Annotated in this window: 26 protein-coding genes and 1 riboswitch; of the genes, 8 read left to right on the top strand and 18 right to left on the bottom strand. The window is 72.2% G+C overall.

What is annotated here, in order from left to right; genetic code table 11:
• Positions 1-41: 41 nt before the first annotated feature.
• Positions 42-656, bottom strand: a complete 615-nt coding sequence (locus OG904_RS27020; protein ID WP_405495250.1) for a cysteine hydrolase — start codon at positions 654-656, stop codon at positions 42-44.
• A gap of 199 nt (positions 657-855) precedes the next feature.
• On the opposite strand from OG904_RS27020, the gene OG904_RS27015 reads away from it, so the two are divergent.
• The gene (locus tag OG904_RS27015; RefSeq protein WP_405498293.1) at positions 856-1,281 is read left to right on the top strand and encodes a pyridoxamine 5'-phosphate oxidase family protein; all 426 of its coding nucleotides are present in this window, start codon (positions 856-858) and stop codon (positions 1,279-1,281) included.
• Positions 1,282-1,295: 14 nt separating this feature from the next.
• Here OG904_RS27015 and OG904_RS27010 read toward each other — a convergent pair whose 3' ends face one another.
• Entirely contained in the window at positions 1,296-2,213 is a 918-nt protein-coding gene (locus OG904_RS27010; protein ID WP_405495248.1) for a LysR substrate-binding domain-containing protein, read from the bottom strand.
• A gap of 74 nt (positions 2,214-2,287) precedes the next feature.
• On the opposite strand from OG904_RS27010, the gene OG904_RS27005 reads away from it, so the two are divergent.
• Positions 2,288-3,244 carry a DMT family transporter gene (locus OG904_RS27005; protein ID WP_405495246.1) on the top strand — a complete coding sequence of 319 codons (957 nt, stop codon included), beginning with the start codon at positions 2,288-2,290 and terminating at the stop codon, positions 3,242-3,244.
• A 22-nt stretch (positions 3,245-3,266) separates the two neighbouring features.
• Here OG904_RS27005 and OG904_RS27000 read toward each other — a convergent pair whose 3' ends face one another.
• On the bottom strand, positions 3,267-4,598 hold the full coding sequence (locus tag OG904_RS27000; RefSeq protein ID WP_405495244.1) for an aminotransferase class I/II-fold pyridoxal phosphate-dependent enzyme: 1,332 nt from the start codon (positions 4,596-4,598) through the stop codon (positions 3,267-3,269).
• A 37-nt stretch (positions 4,599-4,635) separates the two neighbouring features.
• Between OG904_RS27000 and OG904_RS26995 the strand changes: the two genes are divergently transcribed.
• Positions 4,636-5,355 carry a pyridoxamine 5'-phosphate oxidase family protein gene (locus tag OG904_RS26995; RefSeq protein ID WP_405495242.1) on the top strand — a complete coding sequence of 240 codons (720 nt, stop codon included), beginning with the start codon at positions 4,636-4,638 and terminating at the stop codon, positions 5,353-5,355.
• Here the strand turns inward: OG904_RS26995 and OG904_RS26990 are convergent.
• Positions 5,337-6,401 (bottom strand): DMT family transporter, encoded by a 1,065-nt coding sequence (locus OG904_RS26990; protein ID WP_405495240.1) that lies wholly within the window; start codon positions 6,399-6,401, stop codon positions 5,337-5,339. The two genes, OG904_RS26995 and OG904_RS26990, sit on opposite strands and share 19 nt — an antisense overlap.
• 164 nt (positions 6,402-6,565) lie before the next feature.
• Positions 6,566-7,525 carry an EamA family transporter gene (locus tag OG904_RS26985; protein WP_405495238.1) on the bottom strand — a complete coding sequence of 320 codons (960 nt, stop codon included), beginning with the start codon at positions 7,523-7,525 and terminating at the stop codon, positions 6,566-6,568.
• Positions 7,526-7,706: 181 nt separating this feature from the next.
• Here OG904_RS26985 and OG904_RS26980 point away from each other — a divergent pair, with 181 nt between their 5' ends.
• Positions 7,707-8,135, top strand: coding sequence for an SRPBCC family protein (locus OG904_RS26980; RefSeq protein ID WP_405495236.1), 429 nt, complete (start codon positions 7,707-7,709; stop codon positions 8,133-8,135).
• A gap of 118 nt (positions 8,136-8,253) precedes the next feature.
• Here the strand turns inward: OG904_RS26980 and OG904_RS26975 are convergent, their stop codons facing one another.
• Complete coding sequence (locus OG904_RS26975; protein WP_405495234.1) at positions 8,254-8,874, bottom strand: PadR family transcriptional regulator; 621 nt, start codon at positions 8,872-8,874, stop codon at positions 8,254-8,256.
• A 165-nt stretch (positions 8,875-9,039) separates the two neighbouring features.
• Entirely contained in the window at positions 9,040-9,687 is a 648-nt protein-coding gene (locus OG904_RS26970) for a hypothetical protein (RefSeq protein ID WP_405495232.1), read from the bottom strand.
• 165 nt (positions 9,688-9,852) lie between these two features.
• Between OG904_RS26970 and OG904_RS26965 the strand changes: the two genes are divergently transcribed.
• Entirely contained in the window at positions 9,853-10,671 is an 819-nt protein-coding gene (locus OG904_RS26965; RefSeq protein WP_405495230.1) for a PhzF family phenazine biosynthesis protein, read from the top strand.
• A 21-nt stretch (positions 10,672-10,692) separates the two neighbouring features.
• Here the strand turns inward: OG904_RS26965 and OG904_RS26960 are convergent, their stop codons facing one another.
• A complete protein-coding gene (locus OG904_RS26960; protein WP_405498291.1) occupies positions 10,693-11,496 on the bottom strand; it encodes a CPBP family intramembrane glutamic endopeptidase in 804 nt (267 codons plus the stop codon).
• A gap of 120 nt (positions 11,497-11,616) precedes the next feature.
• Positions 11,617-13,152 (bottom strand): glutamate-cysteine ligase family protein, encoded by a 1,536-nt coding sequence (locus OG904_RS26955; protein ID WP_405495228.1) that lies wholly within the window; start codon positions 13,150-13,152, stop codon positions 11,617-11,619.
• 514 nt (positions 13,153-13,666) lie between these two features.
• Here OG904_RS26955 and OG904_RS26950 point away from each other — a divergent pair.
• Complete coding sequence (locus OG904_RS26950) at positions 13,667-14,287, top strand: hypothetical protein (protein ID WP_405495226.1); 621 nt, start codon at positions 13,667-13,669, stop codon at positions 14,285-14,287.
• Between the two features lie 269 nt (positions 14,288-14,556).
• Positions 14,557-14,763: a DUF5999 family protein gene (locus tag OG904_RS26945; RefSeq protein WP_405495224.1), complete on the top strand. Its 207-nt coding sequence runs from the start codon at positions 14,557-14,559 to the stop codon at positions 14,761-14,763.
• A 96-nt stretch (positions 14,764-14,859) separates the two neighbouring features.
• Here the strand turns inward: OG904_RS26945 and gcvP are convergent, their stop codons facing one another.
• Positions 14,860-17,745, bottom strand: a complete 2,886-nt coding sequence (gcvP, locus tag OG904_RS26940; protein WP_405495222.1) for an aminomethyl-transferring glycine dehydrogenase — start codon at positions 17,743-17,745, stop codon at positions 14,860-14,862.
• A gap of 198 nt (positions 17,746-17,943) precedes the next feature.
• Positions 17,944-18,042: riboswitch (glycine riboswitch) on the bottom strand.
• Between the two features lie 118 nt (positions 18,043-18,160).
• On the opposite strand from gcvP, the gene OG904_RS26935 reads away from it, so the two are divergent.
• Positions 18,161-18,526: a PRC-barrel domain-containing protein gene (locus OG904_RS26935; RefSeq protein ID WP_405495220.1), complete on the top strand. Its 366-nt coding sequence runs from the start codon at positions 18,161-18,163 to the stop codon at positions 18,524-18,526.
• Positions 18,527-18,590: 64 nt separating this feature from the next.
• On the opposite strand, the gene OG904_RS26930 is transcribed toward OG904_RS26935, so the two are convergent.
• The 8 genes from OG904_RS26930 to OG904_RS26895 form a co-directional block, all read right to left on the bottom strand.
• On the bottom strand, positions 18,591-20,180 hold the full coding sequence (locus OG904_RS26930) for a DNA polymerase IV (RefSeq protein ID WP_405495218.1): 1,590 nt from the start codon (positions 20,178-20,180) through the stop codon (positions 18,591-18,593).
• Positions 20,181-20,290: 110 nt separating this feature from the next.
• On the bottom strand, positions 20,291-20,947 hold the full coding sequence (locus tag OG904_RS26925) for a MerR family transcriptional regulator (protein WP_405495216.1): 657 nt from the start codon (positions 20,945-20,947) through the stop codon (positions 20,291-20,293).
• A 180-nt stretch (positions 20,948-21,127) separates the two neighbouring features.
• Positions 21,128-21,601 (bottom strand): bifunctional nuclease family protein, encoded by a 474-nt coding sequence (locus tag OG904_RS26920; RefSeq protein WP_007262890.1) that lies wholly within the window; start codon positions 21,599-21,601, stop codon positions 21,128-21,130.
• 86 nt (positions 21,602-21,687) lie between these two features.
• Positions 21,688-22,461: a MerR family transcriptional regulator gene (locus OG904_RS26915; RefSeq protein ID WP_405495213.1), complete on the bottom strand. Its 774-nt coding sequence runs from the start codon at positions 22,459-22,461 to the stop codon at positions 21,688-21,690.
• 19 nt (positions 22,462-22,480) lie between these two features.
• The gene (locus OG904_RS26910; RefSeq protein ID WP_405495211.1) at positions 22,481-23,023 is read right to left on the bottom strand and encodes an FHA domain-containing protein; all 543 of its coding nucleotides are present in this window, start codon (positions 23,021-23,023) and stop codon (positions 22,481-22,483) included.
• A gap of 483 nt (positions 23,024-23,506) precedes the next feature.
• Positions 23,507-24,463: a DUF881 domain-containing protein gene (locus OG904_RS26905; protein WP_405495209.1), complete on the bottom strand. Its 957-nt coding sequence runs from the start codon at positions 24,461-24,463 to the stop codon at positions 23,507-23,509.
• A gap of 5 nt (positions 24,464-24,468) precedes the next feature.
• The gene (locus OG904_RS26900; RefSeq protein WP_243342106.1) at positions 24,469-24,801 is read right to left on the bottom strand and encodes a small basic family protein; all 333 of its coding nucleotides are present in this window, start codon (positions 24,799-24,801) and stop codon (positions 24,469-24,471) included.
• The gene (locus OG904_RS26895; protein ID WP_405495207.1) at positions 24,798-25,727 is read right to left on the bottom strand and encodes a DUF881 domain-containing protein; all 930 of its coding nucleotides are present in this window, start codon (positions 25,725-25,727) and stop codon (positions 24,798-24,800) included. Before OG904_RS26895 ends, OG904_RS26900 begins: the two co-directional genes overlap by 4 nt.
• Positions 25,728-25,745 lie beyond the last annotated feature (18 nt).

Below are 25,745 nucleotides of genomic sequence, written 5' to 3'. Positions count from 1 at the left end.
CCGGCCTCGTCCCCCGACAGCAATCGCGCAGGTCACGGGGGTCAGCGTGCGGGAGCCCACTGGGTGATGAGCGCTTCGGCCGTGGTGATGGCGGCGACCAGGGAGAGGGAGTTGCGGATCACCTCGGCGGTGCAGGAGGCCGGCACCCCGGCGATGGCATCGGAGGGCACCACGACCTGGTAGCCGAGGTTCACGGCGTCGAAGACGGTGTTCGGGATCGCGATGTTCGAGGAGACCCCGGTGACCACGAGGGTGCGGATGCCCAGATTGCGCAGCAGGGCGTCCAGGTCGGTTCCGGCCATCGGGGACAGGCCGTGCAGGCGGCGCACCACCAGGTCCTGCTCGGCGACGGTGATGGGGGCGGCGACCTCGACGGCCGGGCTGCCGGTCAGCTGGCGCACCGGGAGCTTCCCGGCGGCCCGGAACAGCCGTGCGTTGGTATTGGCCCCGAGCCCGTCCGGCCGCCGCTCGGCGACCGCGTGCAGCACCTGTACGCCGGCCCCGCGCGCGGCCTCGACCAGGGCCGCGACCCGGTCCAGCATGCCGGAGTCCCGGGCCTCCTTGGCGAGCTCCGGCAGGGCGCTCTCCTCGCCGACGACGCCGCTCTGGCACTCGACGGTGAGCAGTGCGGTGGTGGCGGGATCGAGTTCGGCCATGGCTCCCCCTGGCGTGGTGACGGAAGAGCACGCATGATTCCTGACACACAGTCAGATGTGAAGGGGCGCGGAGCGGATGGACGAGACACGCTTGGACGGGACCCGCTCGGACGGGCCGACCACCGACAGGACGCCCGCCGGCGGGACGCCCGTGGACGGGGCCCGCCCGGACGGGGCGCAGCGGCGGGGCCGGCGCATCATGATGACCCCAGGGGAGACGGACGCCTTCCTGCGCGAGCAGCGCACCTGCCGGGTGGCCACGGTCTCCCCCGACGGCCGCCCGCACGTGGGCGCGCTCTGGTTCGCCTGGGACGGCACCTCCCTGTGGCTGTACTCGATCACCCGCAGCCGGCGCTGGTCCGACCTGCGCAAGGACCCCCGCGTCTCGGTGATCGTGGACGCGGGCGAGGCCTACGACGAACTGCGCGGGGTGGAGCTGTCCGGCAACGCCGTCTTCGTGGGCGAGGCCCCGCGCACCGGCGAGCCGTGCGAGGAACTGGCCGAGCCGGAGCGGATCTTCCCGGTCAAGAACTTCGGCATCGAGGAGATGCCGCACGACGGCCGGCACGCCTGGATCCGGCTGACCCCGGACTCGATCGTGTCCTGGGACTTCCGCAAGATCTGAGCGGAGCCGGCCGCTCAGGCCGCCGCCCCGGCCCCCTCGGCGGACGCGGCCCGCTTCAGGGCCTCGACGGCGGCCCGGATCGAGGGCCGCCGGTCGGCGTCCGCCCGCCAGACCACGTACACGTGGCGGCGGACGCTGTCGCACACCGGGAGCAGCCGGACCCCGGCGGGCACGGGCCCGCGCCCCAGCCGGGGGGCCACGCAGACGCCCAGTCCGGCCTCCACGAAGGCCAGCTGGGTGTGGTGCTCCTCGGCGATGTGCGCGATCCGGGGTTCGATGCCGGTGCCTCGCAGGGTGTAGACGAGCCACTCGTGGCAGAACTGGCCCTCGTTCCAGGAGATCCAGTCGTCCTCGCCGAACTCGGCCAGGGAGATCGCGGCGCGGCCGGCCAGCGGATGTCCGGCCGGCACGGCGATGTCCACGGAGTCGTCCAGGAGGTGCGTGCGGGTGAGCTCGGACGGCACCGGCATCCGCTTGTTGTGCCAGTCGATGGCGAGGGCCATGTCGAGGTCGCCCCGCACCACGGCGGCCATGCTCTCCTCCGGCTCCTGCTCCCGCACGCGGGTCCGCAGTTCGGGGTGGTCGGCGCGCAGAGCGGCCAGCGCCCGGGGCAGCAGCCCGCGCATGGCGGTCGGGAAGGCGCCGATCCGCAGTTCACCGACCGCGCAGCCGCGCCGGGCCTCGACGTCGGCCTGGGCGAGCTCGACCTGGGAGATGATCCGGGCCGCATGGTCGGCCAGGAGCCGGCCCGCGTCGGTGAGCCGGACCCCGCGCCCGTTCTTGGCCAGCAGCGGCTGGCCGATCTCCCGCTCCAGCTTCGCCATCTGCTGGGACACGGCGGAGGTGGTGACGTGGAGGCCGTCGGCGGCGCCGCTGACGGAGCCGTGGCGGGCGAGGGCGTCGAGGGTGCGCAGGCGCTCCAGGTTCAACATGTAAGTGATGCTACGCCGTCACCCCCAACAACTCTCGCTTGTCCTAAGAGGTCGCGGGGGACAAAGTAGCTGTCATGAGCGCACCCGCCACCCCCAGCCCGCCCCTCTCCCCCACTCCCACCCGCACCCCCGCCCCGGTCACGACGGCTCCCGCCGCCGCCCGGCTGGACTGGCGCCTGCGCTTCGCGATCCTCTCGGTCATCTGGGGCTTCAGCTTCCTGCTGATCAAGGTGGGCACGGAGGCCTACGCCCCGTTCCAGGTCGCGCTCGGCCGGGTCTTCTTCGGCGCGCTCGCCCTGCTCACCGTGCTCCTGGTCCGCCGCGAACGGCTCCCCCGCGGCCGGCGCACCTGGGTCCACCTGACGGTGGCGGCACTGCTGCTCAACACCGCCCCGTTCTCGCTCTTCGCGTACTCGGAGCTGAGCATCCCCTCCAGCCTGGCGGGCATCTGCAACGCCACCTCACCGCTGTGGGGCATGGCCCTCTCCCTGATCGCACTGTCCGAGGACCGCCCCACGCGCCGCCGCTTCGCGGGCCTGGGCCTGGGCTTCCTCGGCGTGCTCACCGTCCTCGGGGCCTGGCAGGGCTTCTCGGGCGTCGACGCCAAGGGGACCGCGCTCGCCCTGCTGGCCTCGCTCTGCTACCCGATCGGCTGGATCTACGTGCGCCGCACGCTGGCCTCCACCCCGGGCTCCCCGGTGGCCCTGACCGGTGCCCAGCTCATGGTCTCGACCCTCCAGCTGGCGGCGGTCAGCGCCCTGTTCACCTCGGCGCCGACCTCCTTCCCGCTCTGGCCGACCCTGTCGGTGATCGCCCTGGGCGCACTGGGCACGGGCCTGGCGCTGCAGATGCAGTACGGCCTCGTCACGGAGATCGGCCCGACCACCGCGCAGATGGTCACGTACTTCATCCCGGTGATCGCCACGACGGCGGGCGTCCTGCTCCTGGGCGAAGAGCTCCACTGGAACACCCCGGTGGGCGCGGCCGTGGTCCTGGCCGGCGCAGCCCTCACCCAGCCCCGGCGCCGCTAGGCCGCCCCGCCACGATCCCCGGTCAGTCCAGCCGGCCCCCGCTCGCCGGCCGGACCGCCGCGGCCACCGCGTCCGCCAGCACCGGGACGTCCGGCAGGGACAGCAGCGACACCGTCATCCGCACGGCCGGCCCCGATTCCACCCGGAACCGGGCCCCCGGGGCGACCGCCCAGCCCGCGCCCAGCAGCCCCGTCACCACGGCCGTCTCGTCCGCGACCGGCACCCACACGTTCAGCCCGCTGCGCCCGTGCGCCCGTACCCCCCGCCGGGCCAGCTCCGTGACCAGCCCGTCCCGGCGCTCCGCGTAGGACCGCGCGACCGCGGCGTGGTCGACCGACCCCGCGTTCCACAGCTCCACCACCGTGTACTGCAGCAGCCGGCTCACCCAACCCGGCCCGAGCCGCTGCCGCCCCCGGACCCGGTCGAGCGTGACGGCGTCACCGGTCAGCACGGCGAGCCGCAGGTCCGGGGCGTACGCCTTCGCGGTGGACCGGATGAGGACCCAGTGGCGGGTCACCCCGCCCAGTACGTTCAGCGGCAGGTCCACGATGCCGTGCCCGTGGTCGTCGTCGATGACCAGCACCTCCGGGTACCCGGCCAGCACCGCCCGCAGCTCCGCCGCCCGCTCCGCGCTCACCGCCGCCCCGGTCGGGTTCTGCGCGCGGGCCGTCACGAGCAGCGCCCGCGCGCCCTGCGCCAGCGCCCGGGCCACCGAGTCGGGCACCGGCCCGTCGTCGTCCACGGACACCGGCAGCACCCGCAGCCCCAGTGCCGGGACGAGGTCCAGGACGCTGCCCCATCCCGGGTCTTCGACCGCCACCGCGTCCCCGGGCCGCAGGTGCGCGGCCAGCACCCGTTCGATGCCGTCCAGCGCGCCCGAGGTGACCGCCACCGGCCCGGCCGGCACCCCGTCCGCGTCGAGGCCGGCCCGGGCCAGGCGCGCCAGTTCCGGTACGACCGGGTCGTGCCCGTAGAGCGTGGGTTCCGCGGCGTACCGGCGGGCGGCGCCCGCCATCGCGGCGTCCAGCGCCGGCAGCAGCCGTACGTCGGGGTTGCCGGAGGTGATGTCGCGGACCCCCGCCGGGACGGCCATGCGCAGCTCGTCGCGCGGCGCGGTCGCCGGGCGGGCCCGCACCCGGCTGCCGCGCCGCCCGTCGGTCTCGATGACCCCGCGCTCGCGCAGGGTGTGGTAGGCGGCGGCCACGGTGTTGGGGTTCACCCCCAGCGCCCCCGCGAGCTCCCGCATCGGGGGCAGCAGAGCTCCCGGCGCGAGCGCGCCCGATCCGACGCCCGCTTCGACACTGGCCGCGATTTCCGATGCGCGGCGCCCGCTGATCAGATAGTCTCCTAGCACAAAGCTAAGTATGCACTAATACAACGGAGTCCGCATCATGAGCCTCACTCCCGCCCCGGACAGCACGACGGAGACGGCCACGGCAGCGGCCGCGGATGAAGCGGCCGCCGGGTACGCCCCCACCGACCGCACCGTCCCGACCCGGTCCCGCGACCGCGCGCGCTACGACCGCGAGACCGTCCACTCGATACTCGACCAGGCCTACCTCTGCCACCTCGGCTTCGTCCGTGACGGCGCGCCGGTGGTCCTGCCGACGCTCTTCGGCCGGGTCGGCGAGACCCTCTACGTCCACGGCTCCACGGGCTCGCGCCCGCTCCTCGCGGCGGGCAAGGCCGACCCGGGACTGGCGGTCTGCCTGACCGTGACGCACGTCGACGGCCTGGTCCTGGCCCGCTCCGCCTTCCACCACTCGATCAACTACCGCTCGGTGGTCGTCCACGGCACCGCCTACGAGGTGACCGACCCGGACGAGCGCCGGATGGCCCTCGACGCCCTCGTCGACCACGTGGTCCCGGGCCGCTCCGCCGACTCCCGGCCGGCGAACGCCAGGGAACTGGCCGCCACCGCCGTGATCCGCCTGGACCTGAACGAGGTGTCCGCGAAGCTCCGTACCGGCGGGCCCAGCGACGACCCCGAGGACCTGGGCCTGCCGTTCTGGTCGGGCGTGGTCCCGGTCGCGCCGGCGTACGGGACCCCGGTCCCGGCCGCCGACCTGACTCCCGGCACGGCCACCCCGGACTACCTCAGCGCGCTCTGAGGCGGCACCTCGGCGACGGGGGCGGGCCGGACCTGCGGCCCGCCCGGCTCCGCGGCCGACTCCGCATCCGCCTCCGCGTCCGCGGGCCGCCGCGACTCGGCCGCGATCAGCGAACCCACCGCCGTGAGCAGCAGTACGGTGCCCAGCGCCACCGCGCCGGTCAGCCGCTCCCCGAGCACGAGGACGGCGATCGCAGCGGCGCCGACGGGCTCGATCAGCATGATCACGGACACCGTGGCGGCGCGCACCGCGGCGGCACCGCTGAAGTAGAGGGCGTACGCCAGCGCCGTCGGCACGGTGGCCATGTACGCGAGCAGCAGGAGCACCCGCAGGGGCTCCGCGGTGTGCGGCACCAGCCCCTCCACCGCGGCGAGCGGCAGCAGGCAGACCGTGCCCACCCCGACCGACCAGACGGTGGTGACCAGCGGGTCACCGCCGGCCCCGCGCTGCCCGAGCAGCCTGGCCCGCAGGGTCATCCCGCCGTACCCGGCTGCGGACAGCAGCGCCCAGCCGACCCCGAGCGGCCGGACCTCGCCCCCGCCGCTGCCGAGGACGAGCACGGCCAGCCCGGCCAGCGCCCCGACGACCGCGACGGTCCCGCCCCGGCCGAGCCGCTCCCCCATCCAGTACCGGGCCCCGAGCGCGATGAGCACGGGGCCGGCCCCCAGGGTGACCACGGTGCCGACGGCGAGGCCGGTCTCGCGCACGGCGGCGAAGTACGCGGACTGGAAGAGGGTGAACAGCAGCCCGGTCCCGATCAGCGATCCCACCGAGGCCCTGGCCCGCGGGTCGCGCACCCGGGCCTCCTCGGGCACCCGGGCCCCCTCGGACCGCCGGGACGCGCGGGGCCGCCGGGAGCGGCGTACGGCCAGTACCGCGAGCAGCACCACCAGCCCGCCCGCGCACCGCCAGAACGACAGGGCGACCGGGCCGAGATCACTGGCGAGGAAGAGGAGCGAGGCGGCCGCCCCGGCGGTTCCCCAGGCGGCTCCGGCGATGACGAGATGCAGCAGACTGCGCCCGGTGGCGGGCGAATGGTTCGACACGAGAGGTCTCCGCGCTTGCGTGAAGGATGAGAAGGGGCAGGTCATCGCTTCGCGGGCAGCGCGAACCCGCCCGGGACACGGCCCGGGCCGGTTCTCGTAGGTGGTGGCAGCCGCCCGCGCTAGGCGGCGGGAGGCGGAAGCACGGTCGACGGCATGATCGGATGTTAGACCTTGCTCGGATCGCGGTCCAGGGCGGCAACGGGCTCCGCGACCCCGGGCGCGGCGGGCCGGGAGGTCTGCGCGATGAAGGCCCCGCCCAGCACCAGCGCGCCGCCGACGATCTGCCAGGTCGCGAGGTGCTCGCCGAGCAGCACCCACGCCAGTACGGTCGCCACGACCGCCTCCAGGCAGGCCACCACGCCCGCGACCTGCGGGGACAGCTTGCGCACGGAGACCACTCCGGTGAGGTACGCGAACACGGTCGCGATCAGCACCACCCACCCGAGCAGCACCGGTGCGGGCACCATCAGGTCGCCGACCGCCGCGTCGCCGCCCAGAACCCGCCAGTCGATCTGCCAGGGCCGGGCGATGACGGTCATCACGAGGGTGCCGACGATCATGCCGTGCGCGATCATCCCCATCGGGTCGGGCACGTCGTCCCCGTCGCTGCCCTGGTCGGCGAAGACGAAGTAGAAGGCCTGGCAGCAGGCCGCCGCGAGCCCGAGCAGCACGCCGAGCAGGTCCAGGCTCAGCCCCGACCAGATCTGCACCACGCAGGCGAGGCCCACGACGGCCACGGCCGCGCCGGCCGCCGCGGCCCGGGTCACGGGCTTGCGCTGCACGAACCGGATCCAGCCGAGCAGCAGCGCCGGGCCGAGGTACTCCAGCAGCAGGGCCACGCCGACCGGGATCCGGGACAGCGAGGCGAAGTAGAAGGCCTGGACCCCGGCCACGGCGACCAGTCCGAACCCGGCGAGCAGCAGGGGTTTGCGCCGTACGAGATCGCGATGGCGCCAGGCCAGCGGGGACAGCACGAGCGCCGCCCCGGCCACCCTGAGCCAGACCATGTGGAGCGGGTCCAGACCCGCTTCGATCAGCGGCTTCGCCGCCACACCCGAACCACCGAACGCGATCGCCGAAACGAGGGCGAGGCCCAGTCCGGCGTGTCTCCCTGACGCTTGCATTCGGACATCATGGCAGGGCTCGTCAGGAGCGACGAGGCCGTGACGCCTGTTGAGACGGAGCCGACACCGGCCGTGGTCGCATCCGGGCCGTTCCGCAATATCTGACAGGTCGTCAGTCTTGAATGTTGCGTCCGCCGGGACTACGTTCCGCCGCACGTACCTGACGAGAAGGGGTGGTCGCATGGCTGAAGTCACCGCGGAATCACGCATCGAGGCGTCCGCCGCGAAGCTCTGGTCCCAGCTGACCGACTGGGACGCTTACGGCCAGTGGAGCATGACCCACACCAACTTCCCGAAGGGCGGTCCCGAGACCCTCGCGGTGGGGTCCACCTTCACCGAGAACATGAAGATGATGGGCTTCCCCGCCGAGGTCCTCTGGACGGTCTCGGAGCTGGAGGACGGACACGTCTTCGCCCTGACCGGCAAGGGCCCGATGGGCGTGGCCATCCTGACCCGCTACACCCTGACGCCGGACGGCGGGGCCACCACGGTCCGCATCGACGGGGAGTTCACCGGCGCCGCGGTCGCCCTGATGGCCGGCAAGCTCAAGGACTCGGCCACCGCCGCACTGAACGAGTCGCTCCGCAAGCTCTCCGGCCTGGTCGCCTGAGCGCCTCTCCCGAGCGCGGACACGTCCGTACGGCAGCACCCCGCACGCACGCCGGCGCGCCCCGCGAGATTTCTCGCGGGGCGCGCCGCTTGGTGCGGGAGGTCCCGCCGACGAGGACTCAGTGCTCGTCGGCCAGGATCAGGTAGAGCTTCTTGCGGGCGTCGTTGATGACCGCGAGGGCCTTGTCCCGCTGCGCGGGGGTGCCGGTCTTGAAGACCTGACCGAAGGCTTCCATCAGGCCGAAGCCGGCCGTCCGGATCTCGCTCATCGCCTCGAAGTCGAAGCCGCGGCCCGCTTCCGCCCAGGGGGCGTCCGGGCCGGACCCGGCCTCGGTGCGGCCGGCGTCGGTGAGCGTGAACAGCTTCTTGCCGCCCTCGCTCTCGCTGGTGATGAGGCCCTCGTCCTCGAGCAGCTGGAGGGTCGGATAGACCGACCCCGGGCTGGGCTTCCAGACCCCGCCACTGCGCTCGCCGATCTCCTGGATCATCTCGTAGCCGTGCATCGGCCGGTCGGTGAGCAGCGCCAGGATGGAGGCGCGCACATCACCCCGCCGGGCCCGGCCGCGCGGTCCGCCGCGCCCGCCCCGCCCGCCGAAGGGTCCGCCGCCGAAGGGCGGCCCGAACGGTCCGAAGGCGGCACGCCGCCCCTGGAACTCCTCCCGACGGTCCGGCCCGCAGTGGCCGTGACCCCGTCCGTGCTCATGTCCGTGGTCGTGTCCGTGCTGTCCGTGTGAACGCATGACTGCGCTCCTTTCGCCATTCGGTGATCTGGTTGTCGCTGTTGCGATGTCTCTACTATCGCTGACCCATCGCGATGCGTCAACGATATATCGGAAACTCCTTCAACGAACAGCACACGGGACGGGTGGACGGACGGGCGGCCAGCCCGCGGGGGGGGCGGCGGTCTAGTACGGGCCGCCCCGGAAGAGCACGCTGCCGTGGTGGCGCGGGCGGTCGCCGCGTTCGTGAGCCGCGTCGGAGCGGTCGGCGGGGGCCTGGAGCCGGGCGAGTCCGCGCAGGGTCTCGAGCCCGGCCAGCACCTCGTCACGGCGCCGCCCGGACTTCATCCAGGCCGGCAGCCGGGCGAACATCGCCCTCGTCGGGGAGGCCCGGCGCTCGCGCAGCCGGGCACCCACGTAGGCGGCGAGGGCCTCGACGTGCTCCTCGTCGTAGGCCCACAGGATCCGGCCCGCGCAGCGGGTCTGGAGCCACAGCGGCCGCCGGAAGAAGGGGTCCTCGGTACCACCGGGGACCGCGCCGACCAGAGCGCCGTCCCGCTCCCCGGCCGACCATTCGGCCACCGCGCCGCAGCCCGCGCAGGCGAGGCGGCGGGGCTGGAAGAGCAGGGCGCTGAAGTACTTCGGCTCCGCGAGGCGGGGCAGCGGCACGACGAGCGCGCGGCCACCGCACCTGGGGCAGACGACGAGGATCCGGCCGGTGAACCGGACGAGCCACGTGCCGTGGTCGTGGTGGCGGACCGGGCCCGGCCGCGCCGGCTCGGGGGGCGTTTGTCCGGGACGCGCCGGCTCGGGGTGCGCTGGTCGGGAGTTCATGACGATCACCCTGCCAGTCCCGCGGCACTCGGCCCCCGCCCCGTCCCCACCCCGTCCCTGACCATCCCCACCCCGTCCCTGACCAGGCCTGACCATCCCTGACCAGGCCAGTCATCCCGGATTGGCCTTTGCCGCCCGCTCCGCCGCCTCCCTACGGTCGAGGGCATGCGCATCCGAATCGTCGACGCCTTCACCGACCGCCCCTTCGGCGGCAACCCCGCCGGAGTCCTGCTCCTCGAAGACGGGTTCCCCCGGGACGCCTGGCTCCAGCAGGTCGCCGCCGAGCTCAACCTCTCCGAGACCGCCTTCGCCCACCCCCTCCCGCCCGGCGGCGAGGCGGACTGGGCGCTGCGCTGGTTCACCCCGGCCGCGGAAGTCGACATGTGCGGCCACGCGACCCTCGCCACCGCCCACGTCCTCGTCACGAGCGGTCTCGCGACCGGGACGATCCGCTTCTCCGCGCGCTGCGGCATCCTGACGGTCACGGCCGGGGAGGACGGCACGCTCGTCATGGACTTCCCGACCTCGTCCCTGACCGAGGTCGAGCCGGAGGCCGCCGTGGAGCGCGCGCTCGGCGCCCGGATCGCGTCGGTCCACGACACCTCCGCCCACATCGGCGACCTGATGGTGGAGCTGGCCGACGAGCGGGCCGTGCGCGAACTGCGCCCCGATCTGGCCGCCCTGCGCGGCTACGCCCGGCGCGGGGTGATCGTGACCGCGGCCGCCGAGGACCCCTCGCACGGGTACGACTTCGTCTCGCGCGGCTTCTTCCCGGCGTTCGGCATCGACGAGGACCCGGTCACGGGCAGCGCCCACACCGCCCTGGCCCCCTTCTGGGCGCGGCGGCTGGGCCGCACCGAACTGGTCGGCCTCCAGGGCGGTGCCCGCACCGGCCTCGTCCGGGTCAGGCTGATGGGCGACCGTACGCTGCTGACCGGTCGGGCCGTCACCGTCGTCGACGGGGAGCTCCTCACCGCGCCGTGAGCGGCCGACCCCGCCGGCCGTCTACGGGGTGGGCAGCCAGCCCACCTTGCCCGCCAGCAGGGCGTATCCGCCGAAGGCCACGATGTCGAGCAGCGCGTGCGCGACGACGAGCGGCCCGACCCGGCCCCAGCGCCGGTAGGCGAGGACGAAGACGACGCCCATCACCATGTTGCCGATGAAACCGCCGATGCCCTGGTAGAGGTGGTACGAGCCGCGCAGCACGGAGCTGGCGAGCAGCGCGGCCGTCGGCGTCCAGCCCAGCTGGCCGAGCCGGCGCAGCAGGTAGGCCAGCACGATGACCTCCTCCACCACGGAGTTCTGCACCGCGGAGAGGATCAGCACCGGGAACTTCCACCACACGTCGGGCAGGGCCTCCGGAACCACCGTCAGGTTGAAGCCGGTCGCCCGGGCCACCAGGTAGAAGGCGAGCCCCGCGCTCCCGATGCAGGCGGCGACGAGCGCGCCCCGGCCCAGGTCCCACCAGGGCCGGGTGCGGTCGAAGCCCAGTACCTTCAGCCCGGGGGCGCCCTCGCGGGTCAGCAGGTGCGCGACGAGCAGGACGGGGACGAGCGCGGTCGCGATGCCGAACAGCTGCCAGGCCAGGTCCAGCCAGGGCCGCCCGGGCGCGTACGAACCGTTGAGCGTGGCCGCCTGGTCCTTGAGCCCGCCCGGCTTGGTCAGCGAGCCGATGAAGCTGATCAGCGCCGAGACGCCGCTCGCGCCCAGGGACAGCGCGAGCACGAGCAGCGTCTCGGAGCGCAGGACCCTGCGCCCGTCCAGGCCCTCGCCGAGCTCCCCGACCACCGGTTCCGGCTCCGTCCGCACGCCCGTCTCCCGTCCCGCCACCCGCTGCGCCAGCTCGCGGGGGCATCCCGTTCCGATCACCCCATACTGCCTCCTCGGCGGGGCGGGGGGATCACCGGGCGGGACCGGTCGTGGCCGGGATCAGCCTTCGGCGGCCACCGACGCGCTCACCTCCGCCCCCGCCAGGCCCACCGGCCAGGTGTGCACCGGGTCGCCCTTGTGCATCAGCTCGCTGTAGCGGCGCGTGGTCGCGGCGAGGGCCGCGTCCCGCTCCAGCCCGCCCGCGAGCGCCCGGTGGTACGTGTCCACCTGCCAGGTCGCTCCGTTGACCCGGCGCCGGCACCGCTCCTCGATGATGCCGAGGTAGTGGTCCCGGTCGACGGGCTCGATCCCCCACGCGTCCAGCCCGGCCGCGGCCATCGGCAGCAGCTCGTCCAGGACCAGCCGCACCGCGGGGACGCTCGCCAGTCCCCCGCCGCGTCCCCGGCGCGGCCAGCGCAGCCGGGCGTCGATGCCGTAGCGGCAGGCCGCGTCGAAGTTGGCCTCCGCCTCCGCGAAGGGCAGCCGGCTCCACACCGGGCGCTGCTCGTCCGCGAGGGTCCGTACGAGCCCGTAGTAGAAGGCCGCGTTGGCCACGACGTCGGCCACCGTCGGGCCGGCGGGCAGCACCCGGTTCTCCACGCGCAGGTGCGGTACCCCGTCGGCCACCCCGTAGACGGGCCGGTTCCACCGGTAGACGGTGCCGTTGTGCAGCACCAGCTCCTGCAGGCTCGGCACCCCGCCCTCGGCGAGCACCCGCCGCGGCTCCTCCTCGTCGCAGATCGGCAGCAGGGACGGGAAGTAGCGGACGTTCTCGGCGAAGAGCTCGTACGCCGAGTCCACCCAGCGCTCGCCGAACCAGGTGCGCGGCCGCACCCCCTGCGCCTGGAGCTCGGGCGGCCGGGTGTCGGTGGCCTGCTGGAAGAGCGGCGGCCGCGACTCCCGCCACAGCTCGCGCCCGAACAGGAACGGCGAGTTGGCGCCGACCGCTATCTGTGCGGCCGCCACCGCCTGGGCCGCGTTCCACACGTCCGCGAACCGGGCCGGGGTCACCTGAAGGTGCAGCTGTACGGAGGTGCAGGCGGCCTCGGGCACGATCGAGCCCGAGGTCCAGGTCAGGCGCTCGACCCCGTCGATGTCGAGCGTGAAGTCCTCGCCGCGCATCATCAGGATCTGCTCGTTGAGCAGCGAGTAGCGGTCCACCGCCGAGAGGTTGGCGGTGACCAGGTCGGAGCGGGAGATCGTCGGCAGAATTCCGATCATGACCACACCCGCGTCGATCTCCACGGCCTGGCGGTGGGCGTACCCGAGGCCCGCGCTCAGTTCCTCCGCTAGCTGGTCGAATACCCGGCCGCCGAGCCGGTGCGGGAGTACGTTCACCTCCAGGTTGAACATTCCGAGTTCGGTCTGGAAATCGGTGCTCGCAATGCGTTCGAGCACTTGGGCATTCACCATTCTCGGCAACCCGTCGGAACCCGCGAGATTCAACTCGATCTCCAGCCCCATCATGTTCTTCGGGCGATCGAACCTCTTCTCCGCCAGAAGTCGCTCCAGTACCTCCAGGCACTCGTGAAGCTTCCTCCGGTACCGTTGCCGATCGGACAGGTCGAATCCGCCCGCCACGACCTTCTCCCCCATCGGAGCGTCCCTCCTCGACTGGGCCTGGCCGGCGTGGAAAAGATCCGTCACCCCAGGCGCGCGTTACGGTCGATGATGCCCCGGCGGCGTGATCGATAACGCGAAAGGGGCGTGACTGGCGAGGAGCGCGCGCCGGTTTGGCCGACAGGCGCTTTGGCACATTCACCTGGCAAGGCCCCTTGCGCAAATACAGTGCTGACTTTGCCGGTTATCGATAACCGACGCTTTTCAGCCGAGCCCCCATCCGGTAACCTCCGAGGTCAGCGCGGCATGTTTGGGCGCGCCCGGCATGAATGCCACGTCAGCGGGACCGGTAAGCGCCTTGTCGGCAATGGGCGGGACAGCTACCCGAAACACTGCGTGAACACATGTCATATAAACTCCGCAAACGAGGCAGAGAGTTGGCGCGCGGTCATTGCCCCTCAGCCCCCCTCTGGCCCCAGAATGCGACAGCGCCGTCCACACCCGCACCCGCCCCCGTTCCACAGGTCTCCCAAGTGAGAGGCGACCCACCATGCCGCTGCACGTTCCCCCGGCTCCCGCGCCCGCCCTGCGCTGTGTCCTCGCGGCCCTAGGCTCCCCCAGCGCCGTCCACGAGGCGCACACCCCGGCCCTGCGCGCCCTCCAGGGTCCGCTGACCGCCGAACTGGCGCTGCCCGTCCACGTCCTGGACCGGCTGCACGTTTCCGGCCTCACCGCCGGCGGCCGGCCGCCGCGCACCCGGCTCACCGGCTGGCGGTTCCTGATCCGCAGCGGGGACCGCTACGTCGCGGCGGCCGACACCCGGCTGACCCCGGACGGCTGGACCTTCTCCCACTTCTTCGAGGGCCCGTACGTCGCCGCCACCGAACGCGCGCTGCGCCAGGCCGAGTCCCTGGGCAAGAGCTACCAGCCGCGGCTGCTCTCCGTACCGGAGCTGTACATGCTGACGCTGTGGCTGCACGGATCCGTGGGCGCCGACGCCTCCGCCGGACTGCCGGCCGCGGCCGATCTGCTGGTCCCGCTGGCACCCGCCCCGCCCGGCATCGCCGCGTACCGACCGCACCCCGTGTCCGAACTGCTGCCCGTGCTGACCCACCGGCTGACCCCGACGGCTCCGCCGGTCCCGCCCTCGATGGCCGCACCGGCCGCCTGAGACGGCCCCTGGCCTGTTATGCCCATTCGGCCTAGCCCACTCGGGCCCCCAGCGAACCACCCGAAATGACAGGGGAGTTGACCTGAACCGCCCGCACGGGTGATGCGTCATCAATCTATGAGGACAGCTGCCGCGAAATCCCTCCGGACACCAGGTCGTGGGGGAACACTGGGGACTCTGACCGAGCCAAGTCGTTGATACGGGGGGCGGCCATGAACAACGCATCGAGCCGCAGCACACAGACCACACCGCAGCGAAAGAACGCATCCATGTGCCAGCACAAGCCAGCATGCCCGTCCGCCGACTCCGCCGACCGGGAGGCCGCTCATCCCGTGGCCGTCCACCCGGAACAGGGCTGGAGCCTGCTGTGCAACGGCGTCCTGCTCTTCGAGGACACCGGTGAGCTGCTTCCGGACGGCCAGATCATCGCCCCGCACCGCCCGCTCGCGGCGGCGCACGTGATGAAAGCGGCCTGAGCCGCCAGGCCGACGACAGACGAAAGGGGCCGGTCCAGGAGGAAACCTCCCGGACCGGCCCCTTCTCGTGTCACGAGGGGACGGACGCCCCGGCCCTCAGTTGTCGTACTCGTCCAGCGGCGGGCAGGAACACACCAGGTTCCGGTCGCCGAAGGCGCCGTCGATGCGGCGCACCGGCGGCCAGTACTTCTCCGCGGCCGACACCCCGCCCGGGAAGACGGCCTCGTCACGGCTGTACGGGTGGTTCCACTCGCCGCCCAGCGCCGCGGCCGTGTGCGGGGAGTTGGCGAGCGGGTTGTCGTCGACCGGCCACTCGCCGCCCGCGACCCGCTCGATCTCGGCGCGGATGGCGATCATCGCGTCGCAGAAACGGTCGATCTCGGCGAGGTCCTCGGACTCCGTCGGCTCGATCATCAACGTGCCGGCGACCGGGAAGGACATGGTCGGCGCGTGGAACCCGTAGTCGATCAGGCGCTTGGCGATGTCGTCGATGCTGACACCGGTCGACTTCGACAGCGGACGCATGTCGATGATGCACTCGTGCGCGACCAGGTTCCCCGGGCCGGTGTAGAGCACCGGGTAGTGCGGCTCCAGGCGCTTGGCGATGTAGTTCGCGCCGAGCACCGCCACCTGGGTGGCGCGCTTGAGGCCCTCGCCGCCCATCAGGCGCACGTAGGACCAGGAGATCGGCAGGATGCCGGCCGAGCCCCACGGCGCGGCCGAGATCGGGCCGACGCCCGTCTCGGGACCGGCGGTCGGCTGGAGCGGGTGGTTGGGCAGGTACGGGGCCAGGTGCGCCCGGACGCCGACCGGGCCCACGCCGGGGCCGCCGCCGCCGTGCGGGATGCAGAAGGTCTTGTGCAGGTTCAGGTGCGAGACGTCGCCGCCGAAGTGACCGGGCTTGGCCAGGCCCACCAGGGCGTTGAGGTTGGCGCCGTCCACGTAGACCTGGCCGCCGGCGTCGTGCACCTGGGCGCAGATGTCGGCGACGTGCTCCTCGAACACACCGTGCGTGGAGGGGTAGGTGATCATCAGCACGGCGAGCTCGTCGCGGTACTGCTCGATCTTGGCGCGCAGGTCGGCCGCGTCCACCTCGCCGTCGTCGGCGGTCTTGACCACGACCACCTTCATGCCGGCCATCACGGCGCTGGCCGCGTTGGTGCCGTGCGCGGAGGAGGGGATGAGGCAGACGGTGCGCTGCTCGTCGCCGTTGGCCCGGTGGTAGGCGCGGACGGCCAGCAGACCGGCCAGCTCACCCTGGGAGCCGGCGTTCGGCTGGATGGAGACCTTGTCGTAGCCGGTGACCTCGCAGAGACGTTCCTCCAGCTCGGTGATGAGCGTGAGGTACCCCTCGGCCTGCTCCACCGGGGCGAAGGGGTGCAGCTGGCCGAACTCGGGCCAGGTGACCGGCTCCATCTCGGTGGTCGCGTTGAGCTTCATGGTGCAGGAGCCCAGCGGGATCATGCCGCGGTCCAGCGCGTAGTCCTTGTCCGAGAGCTTGCGCAGGTAGCGCAGCATCGCGGTCTCGGAGCGGTGCTGGTGGAAGACCGGGTGGGTCAGGTACGCGTCCCCGCGCAGCAGCCCCTCGGGCAGCGCGTCGGCCGTGGTGGCGTCGAGCGCCTCGATGTCCGCGGTGACGCCGAAGGCGGCCCAGACGGCCTCGATGTCGGCGCGCAGGGTCGTCTCGTCGCAGGCGATGGAGACGAGGTCGGCATCGACCTGGAAGAGGTTGACGCCACCCTCGCGGGCTGCGGCCACGACCTCGGCGGCCCGGCCGGGAACGCGCGTGGTGAGGGTGTCGAAGTACGAGCCGTGCACGACCTCGACCCCGCCGGCCGTCAGGCCCGCGGCCAGCAGGTTGGCGTAGCGGTGGGTGCGGCGGGCGATCGTCCGCAGGCCGTCCGGGCCGTGGTAGACGGCGTACATGCCGGCCATGACGGCGAGCAGCACCTGCGCGGTGCAGATGTTGCTGGTGGCCTTCTCGCGGCGGATGTGCTGCTCTCGGGTCTGGAGGGCCAGGCGGTAGGCCTTGTTGCCGTCCGCGTCCACGGAGACGCCGACGAGGCGGCCGGGCAGCGAGCGGGCGTGCTTGGCCTGGACGGCCATGTAGCCGGCGTGCGGTCCGCCGAAGCCCATCGGGACGCCGAAGCGCTGGGTGGTGCCGACGGCGATGTCCGCGCCCAGCTCGCCCGGGGAGGTCAGCAGGGTCAGGGCGAGCAGGTCGGCGGAGACGGCGACGATCGCGCCGAGTCCGTGGGCCTGGTCGATGACCGGCTTGATGTCCCGCACGGCACCGGAGGCGCCCGGGTACTGGACCAGTACGCCGTAGACACCGCGCTCGGCGACCTCGGCCGGGATGCCCCCGGACAGGTCGGCGACGACGACCTCGATGCCGATCGGCTCGGCGCGGGTCTCGATCACGGCGATGGTCTGCGGCAGCGCGTCGGCGTCGACGAGGAAGACGTTGCCCTTGGCCTTGCCCACGCGGCGGGCCAGGGTCATGGCCTCGGCGGCCGCGGTGCCCTCGTCGAGCAGGGAGGCACCGGAGGTCGGCAGGCCGGTCAGCTCGGCGACGACGGTCTGGAAGTTCAGCAGGGCTTCGAGGCGGCCCTGGGAGATCTCCGGCTGGTACGGCGTGTACGCCGTGTACCAGGCCGGGTTCTCCATGACGTTGCGCAGGATCACCGGCGGCGTGAAGGTGCCGTAGTAACCCAGGCCGATCATGGAGGAGAGGACCTGGTTGCGGTCGGCGAGCTGACGCAGCTCGGCGAGTACCTCGGCCTCGGTCCGCGCCTCGGGCAGGTTCAGCGCGGCGGTGGTCTTGATCACATCCGGTACCGCGGCGGCGGTGAGTTCGTCCAGGGAGCCGTAGCCCACCTGGGCGAGCATCTTCGCCTGCGCCTCGGCATCCGGGCCGATGTGGCGCTGCTCGAAGGGGATGCCTCGCTCCAGCTGGGAGAGCGGAATGCGGTTGGCGGTCATGTACGGAGGCCTCCTGGTCGTACGACCTGCGAGGGGTGCCTCGGCGCGGGCACCCGGACGGCCTCCCCCTCTGTCATCTCAACCTGAGAGTTTCACCGGGCCGCTCGAGGATCGCTCGTGAGGTCCGGCTTTCACCGTCGGTGAGGAGAGGGACCGGCACTGCGCGCCCGGTACCTGCCCCTGCTTTCCAGAGTGGCCTCACCTCGTGCGGTACGTATGCCTGAGAGATTCCGGGGAGGATTTGCTCCTTCGGCGCCTCCGTCGAGCTCACTCGGAGGACTCTCCCGCACAGGGTCAACAGCCGTCACCCAGCCTACCAGCGAGGATCTGGGCACTCCCTCGAGTGGCCCCCTCTCCGGAAATGCACTTTTGTAGTCATTACGGAGGAGTTGCGACCAAATGGAGGGACCGGACCGTGCAGACCGACATCGATCCGCGCAGCCTGATCGGCCGCAAGGCGTTCGACCGCAATGGCACCAAGATCGGCACCGTGGACGAGGTCTACCTCGACGATGCCACGGGCGTCCCGGAATGGGCAGCCGTACGGACGGGCCTGTTCAGCCGGGACGCCTTCGTCCCGCTGGAGCCCAGCGAGGTGGTGGGCGACACCCTGCGCGTGCCCTTCGAACGCTCCCTGATCAAGGACGCCCCCGACTTCGGCGTCGGCCGCCACCTCTCCCCCGAACAGGAGCTGCAGCTCTACCACCACTACGGCCTGGACCTGGCCCTGCCCAGCGAGTTCCGCCGCGACTTCGGCCACACCCCGTCCGACGAAACCTGACCGGCCTGGCCTGGCCTTGCCTGACCCGCCTGCCCTGACCGGCCCGCCCCGCCCCGGCCGGCCCTCAGGCGTGCTCCGGGGTCGTGGCCCCCGCGGCCGGGGCCCCGACCAGCGGCATCGGATCGGACGGCTCCAGCTCGGGGTCGTCGACCAGGAACGTCCGCACCCGGCCCGGCTCCGAACCGGGCTGCTCGAACCGTACGGTCACCCGCCCGACCCCGCTGCCCTGGACCCACCCGGGCCCGTGCAACGCGTGCCGCACATCACTCCCGGCCGACCAGCGCCGCTCGGCCGCCAACCCGGACGGCCCGGCCCCGCCGCCTTCCGGGTCCTTCCCCGGGTCCGGGACCGGGACCAGGACCGGGACCGCGGCCCGTCCGGGGGTGGGGGCGGCCGTCTCCCCTCCCGGTTCCCCACCGGACGGCGCAGCCCCATCCGCCCCGGCTTCCCCGTCCGTCCCTACGTTCTCGCCCACCCCGTCCGGCCCAGTGGACCCGGCGGACCCACCGCGCCCGCCTTCCCCACCCTCCCCGCCCTCCCCGCCTCCGCCGTCCTCTCCGTCCCCCCGGGCGGCCGCAGCCGCCACCGCGAAGGCGAAGAGGTCCTCCTGCGTGTAGTCCGCGAGCCCGGTCACGCCGACCCCCAGCAGCCGCACCCCGCCCGTGGTGTCCACGGACTCCAGCAGCCGGGCCGCCGCCTCCCGCACGACCGTGGGGTCGTCCGTGGGCCCCCGCAGGGTCTCGGAACGGGTCAGCGTGGAGAAGTCGTAGCGCCGCACCTTGAGCACGATGGTCCGCCCCGAATGCCCCGAGCCCCGCAGCCGCTCCACGCACCGGTCGGCGAGCCGCTGCACCTCGGTGCGGATCCGCACCCGGTCGTGCAGGTCCACGTCGAAGGTGTCCTCCACCGACACGGACTTCGCGTCCCGCTCGGCGACCACCGGCCGCTCGTCCAGCCCCAGCGCCATCCGGTACAGCCCCACCCCGTGCGAGCGCCCCACCATCCGGACCAGTTCGTCCTCACCGGCCTCGGCCAGCTCCCCCACGGTGGTGATCCCGGCCCGCCGCAGGTGCTCCCCGGTGGCCGGCCCCACCCCGGGCAGGGTCCGCACCGACATCGGTGCGAGGTGCTCCCGCTCCGTGCCGACCTCGACCAGCAGCAGCCCGGCCGGCTTGGCCTCCTCCGAGGCCACCTTGGCCAGCATCTTCGACCCCGCCAGCCCCACCGAGCCGCTGAGCCCGGTCGCGGCGGTGATGTCGGCCCGCAGCCGCTCGCCCGTGGCCCGCGCGGTCTCCGCGTCGAAGGCCACGCCGCCCGCCTCCAGGTCCACGAAGGCCTCGTCCAGGCTGAGCGGCTCGACCAGCGGAGACAGCTCCCGCAGGAGGCCCATGACGGTGTCGCTGACCTCGCGGTACAGGCTGAAGCGCGGAATCAGGCACGCGCCGTTCGGGCAGAGCCGCCGCGCCTGGGCCATCGGCATCGCCGAATGCACCCCGAACCGCCTGGCCTCGTACGAGGCGGTGGCCACGACCCCGCGCGGCCCGAGCCCGCCGACGATGACGGCCTTGCCGAGCAGACTCGGCTTCGACGCCTGCTCCACGGAGGCGTAGAAGGCGTCCATGTCCAGGTGCAGGATGGTCGGCGCGGCTCTCACAGCACCGATGCTGCCCTACGCCACTGACAATCGGCCCGAAGCCGCCCGTGCCGCCGGCCGTCGATGCGGTCAGCGGCCTCGGCGTCAGCGGCTTCGGCGCCCGGCGTTCCTCAGACGGCCCGGTTCCGCCGAGCGGCCAGCTCATCGGCCGGGTTGTGCCCGACCACCGTCTCGCCCGTGTCCACGCGCTCCCCGTGCAGCTGCGACAGCGCGTTCTCGACATCGCGCCAGACCACGCCCACGGCGATCCCGAAGACTCCCTGACCGCCCTGGAGCAGGCTGACGACCTGGTCCGGCGAGGTGCACTCGTAGACGGTGGCGCCGTCGCTCATCAGCGTCATGCGCTCCAGGTCCGAGAAACCCCGGTCGCGCAGGTGCTGCACGGCGGTGCGGATGTTCTGGAGCGCCACCCCGGTGTCCAGGAAGCGCTTGACGATCTTGAGGACGACCACGTCCCGGAAGCTGTACAGGCGCTGCGTGCCCGACCCGTACGCGGGACGCACGGTGGGCTCCACCAGCCCGGTCCGCGCCCAGTAGTCGAGCTGCCGGTACGTGATGCCGGCCGCGGCGCATGCCGTCGGCCCGCGGTACCCGACCTGCTCCGGTGCCGACTCGCCACCCTGGGGACCCACCGGCCCCAGGGAAGCGACCGGCGCGGGCTCCGGCTGACGGCGCGCGGAGTTCACCGCACCACCGTGCAGCGGGTACGGCCCACCGTCACTCCGTGCGGGGATGCCCCCGGTCATACCGTCGCCCGTGACTCTCACGCCGACCCTCCGTCCTTGACCTGCCATCTCGAAGGTAGGCAGTCACCAGGGGTGCGTCAACGATCGCCACACTCGGCACGCCGAGTGATAATCACCCTGAGAGTGGTTTCCCGTACCCCATTGCGGGGAAAGGCTACTCGAATGGGCTGAAATTTCAGGGAGGACGGCGCGACCCGCGCCTCACTGCGGGCCGGTGCCGAAGTCCTCCGGAGAGATCTGGTCGAGGAACTCGCGGAACTTCTCCACCTCGTCCTCCTGCTCGTCCGGGATCGCGATTCCGGCGTCGTCGAGGACACCGTCGCTGCCGTAGATCGGCGTCCCGGTGCGCAGTGCGAGGGCTATGGCGTCGGAGGGCCGCGCGCTCACCTCGACTCCACTGGCGAAGACGAGCTCCGCGTAGAAGACGCCCTCCCGCAGATCCGTGATCCGGACCTCGGTCAGCTCCTCGCCGACCGCCTCCAGCACGTCCTTGAAAAGGTCGTGCGTCAGCGGGCGGGCAGGAGCCATGCCCTGCTGCGCGAAGGCAATGGCGGTCGCCTCCCCTGGTCCGATCCAGATGGGGAGGTACCGGTCGCCTCCCACTTCACGCAGGAGCACGATCGGTTGGTTCGAGGGCATTTCCACCCGGACACCCACAACGTCGAGCTCGTTCACACAGCAACCCTAGGACCTGCTCGGCAGGTTTGGGTAGTCGGGCTGCCTTAAGGCTCCCCCGGAACCCGCCGGGAAGGGTCCCCGGCTCAGTGCAGACGCACCCCGAGAGCCGTCTGCACGAGAGCCTCGTGCAGACGTACGGAGAGCCCCGCGAGCTCCTTGAGGGTGGCCTCCGCATGCGCCCTGGTCTGCGGATTGCGGTGCCGGCGCAGCGGCGAGACGACCTGCTCCACCAGACCGGCCTCCCGGTCGGCGGCTGCCTTCATCGCGCGCAGGTGACGCGGCTCCAGGCCGAACCGTCCGAGATCGGCCACCAGACGGGCCACAGTGACCGCCTCGGCGTCGAACCCGCCACCGGGCGCCTCCGCGATCAGCCCGTACGACTCCCACTCGACGAGCTGTACCTCGTCCACCTCGGCGGCGGCGATCAGCTCGGCGCGCCCCACCCGGGCCACGGTCGGCCGCTCCCGGCCCACCTCGCCGTAAAGGGCGACGGGGCTGGCGGGATCGACGGACTCCCCGTTCGCCGTGGGGGCCGGGATGCGGATCTGCTCGCCCCGCGCGAGCGCGTCGAGCTGCTCGCGGATGACCTTCAACGGAAGGTAGTGGTCGCGCTGGAGCCGCAGGATGTGGGCGAGGCGCTCCACGTCGTCGGTGCTGAACTTGCGGTATCCGGAAGGTGTGCGTCGGGGCTCGACGAGCCCTTCCGCCTCCAGGAAGCGGATCTTCGAGATCGTGACTTCGGGGAACTCGTCACGCAGCACCGTGAGCACCGTTCCGATGCTCACCAGCCGTCCGCCCGAGGCGGCGGTGCCGGCGGTGCCGCTCTTGGCGGCACCGCCTGCCGGGATACGCAGCATGGGACCTTCCCTTGAAGGGTCAGTGCCCCCGCAGGCTCGCGTAGAAGACCAGCCGGTACTTGCCGATCTGCACCTCGTCGCCGTTGTGGAGGGAGACGGAGTCGATCGGTTCACGGTTCACGTACGTGCCGTTGAGGCTGCCGACGTCGGCGACGGTGAAACCTCCGTCGTGGCTCCTGCGGAACTCGACATGGCGCCGGGAGACGGTGACGTCGTCCAGGAAGATGTCGCTCTGCGGGTGCCGGCCGGCCGTCGTCAGCTCACCGTCCAAGAGGAACCGGCTGCCGGAGTTCGGACCGCGCCGCACGATCAGCAGAGCGGAACCCGGCGGCAGCGCCTCCACCGCGGCCTGGGCCTCGGGGGACAGCGAGGACGACACGTGCGTCTGTCCCGACACCTCGGCCTCGTAGGCCTCCAGGCCCGAGATCGAGATGGTGGACGTGGTCTCCGAGGCACGCTCCGGCGTCAGACCCGCCCGCAGCGGCGCCCCGCAGTTGGAGCAGAACCGGCTCGCCGCATCGCTGCGGTGCCCGCACCTGCTGCAAATCTGCTCGGCCGACATGGACGGCTCCTCGCGCCGCGGCTGCCCCGCGGAGGCATTGGTGGCATACGGGTCGGAGGTAAACCCTCCACCCGTACTTGAGGTTGATGGTTCACCGAAACCTATGCGTCCGGTACCGGCAGGGTCAACAGTCGACGCGCCCTGCGCGCCCGAAATGTCGCCCGTGCCGGCAACCTCGTCCCGGAAGAGCGGCCGGTCGCCCTGCCCTTCCACGTCTCCATGCCCCGCGCGGTGCCTGGCCGCACCACTTTCCTCGCGGTTCTTCTTGCCGAACAACTTCTCAAACAACTTCACGGGCGATTCCCCTTGACCGAAACAGACCCGCCCGTGGGGCAGGACGAACTCCGAATGCAACACCTGCCGACCCGGACATACTCACAACGTCCGTAACCATCAGACAGTTTCCACCACGTACCGCGACTTCGGTGCGCCGACCCCCCGCAGGCATTCGCCCGCGTGAGCCGGTCTCCCGATCGTCCCCCATCACGACGATGACGACCGAGCGTAGTCAGGCTGCTTCGCAGCCCGCAAGGCATCCACAACGATCTTCGCCGGACGTGTGACGGTGACGACCGCCTGCTCCTTCTCCAGCGACTGGACGACACCACCGGGAATGTTGAGCGCCGGCTCCAGGTCCTGCGGCTTCCCGATGACCTTGAACTCATAAGGCTGTGTGATCTTCTTACCGTCGATCGCGACCCCGTTCCCCTCGTCCGAGAAGTACGAGTCCGCCACGATCCGCACCCCATTGATCTGGATCGCCTCGGCACCGGCGGCCCGCAGCTCCTGCAGCGTGTCCAGCAGCTTGTCCGAGAGCACCTGGCCCTTGGGGTCCGTGATCTTCAGCACGATCCCCGGCCCCTGCGCGGCCACCGTACCGGCCAGGATCCCGAGTTGGCGCTCCTTCTCCACGGTCTGCTTCCGGGCCTCCTCGGCCTGGTTGGAGCTGCTCTCCAGCTCCCTGCGCTGCTCGTCGAGCTTCTGCTTCTCGTCCTCCAGCCGCTTGGTCCGCCCGTCCAGCTCGTCGAGGATCCGTACGAGGTCCTCCTGCCGGGCGCCGCGCAGCGCACTGGAGTCGCTGTTCGACCGCACCTGAATCGCCAGCCCCAGCCCCAGGACGAACAGCAGCACCGCGACGATCAGTTGGGCACGGCTCACCCGGGGCGGCCACAGACCGGCCGCCAGCCGCTGCCGGCCGGTCTGCCCGGGCTCGGCCCGCCCGGGTCCGGGCTGCTCGGACGCGCTCCACGCGGGTCCGGGCTCCTCGTACGCGGACACGGGCTCCGACGCGGACGCGGACACGGACTCCGACTGGGACGTGGACTCGGCCTGGGGCCCGGGAACAGGCCCGGGCACGGGCTCGCCGGACCCGGCCGGCCGCTCCGGCGGCAGCTGCTCCGAGGGCCTCGGCTCCTCGGGCGGGTTGTCGTTCGCACTCATCGGCCTCACGCCCGGAACACGTGCCGGCGGATGGCCGCGGCGTTGGAGAAGATTCGGATGCCCAGGACGACGACCACACCCGTGGACAGCTGCGAGCCGACCCCCAGCTTGTCGCCGAGGAAGACGATCAGCGCCGCCACGACCACGTTCGACAGGAACGACACCACGAAGACCTTGTCCACGAAGATGCCGTCCAGCATCGCGCGCAGGCCTCCGAACACCGCGTCCAGCGCCGCCACCACGGCGATCGGCAGATAAGGCTCCATCACGGCCGGCACTTCGGGGCGGACGAGAAGTCCGACCACCACTCCGACCACGAGGCCCAGTACCGCGATCACGATGCACCCTTCTGCTGCTCTTCTGCTGTAGCCGTACGTACGGTCAGGCTCGACGCGGCCGGAAGCCGAACCTCGGCCTCGGACGACAAGGTGTAGCGGATCCCGTAGTTCTCCTGCAGCACGTGCAGGTACTGGCCGTCCGCGGAGTCCTGGAACACGGTCCCGAGACGCTTCTTGTCGCCGATCGCCAGCACTTCGTACGGCGGCACCAGCGGCCTGTTGTCGACCAGTATCGCGTCACCCGCGGCCCTGATCGCCGAGAGCGACGTCAGCCGCTGCCCGTTGATCGAGATCGCTTCCGCCCCGGACTGCCACAGCCCGTTGACGATCTTCTGCATATCGCGGTCGCGCAGTCGCCCGGTGTCCGAGAAACCGGCGCTCTCGCGCGGCTTCGAGCCGTTCCCGGTCGTCGAGCCCTTCGCGTCGTCCACGGTCAGCTTGATCCCGGGCCCGTGCACCTCGGTGGCCCCGGACAGCAGCGCAACGAGCTGGCCCTGCTCGCCGCCGTGCTGCTTGAGCGCCTCGCGCTGACGGCCGGCGACGGAGTCCCGCAGCCGCTCGATGTCCCGCTCCAGGCCGTCCGCGTGCGCGTCGGCCCGCTCGACCCGGTCGATCAGCTCCTGACGCTCCTTGGCCAGCACCGGCGCCGTGGCCCGCGCCTGAGCGGCCCCGAGGGTGACGACCATGGCGGCGAGCACGAGCCCCGCGGCGAGACCCAGTTTGGCCTTCAGGGTGCGCGGCAGGCCGGACGTGCCCTCGGACTCGCGCCGGGCCGAGGCCTCGGCGTAGCCCTCGTCGAGGGAGTGGTCCATCACGTGCGTCAGCAGCGACATGGAAGCGTCCGGCCGCGCCCGGGGAGTCCCCCGGACGGAGTCGGGGGGAGGCAGAGGACTCCGGTTGTGGGGCGGCTGCGACATGCCGCACATCGTCGCATGTCGCCGCCG

Origin of the sequence: Streptomyces sp. NBC_00096, from assembly GCF_045041305.1 — a bacterium.
Classification (GTDB): domain Bacteria; phylum Actinomycetota; class Actinomycetes; order Streptomycetales; family Streptomycetaceae; genus Streptomyces.
The sequence above is the reverse complement of the archived record's forward strand: the minus strand, read 5'-3'. Positions and strand labels throughout refer to the sequence as shown.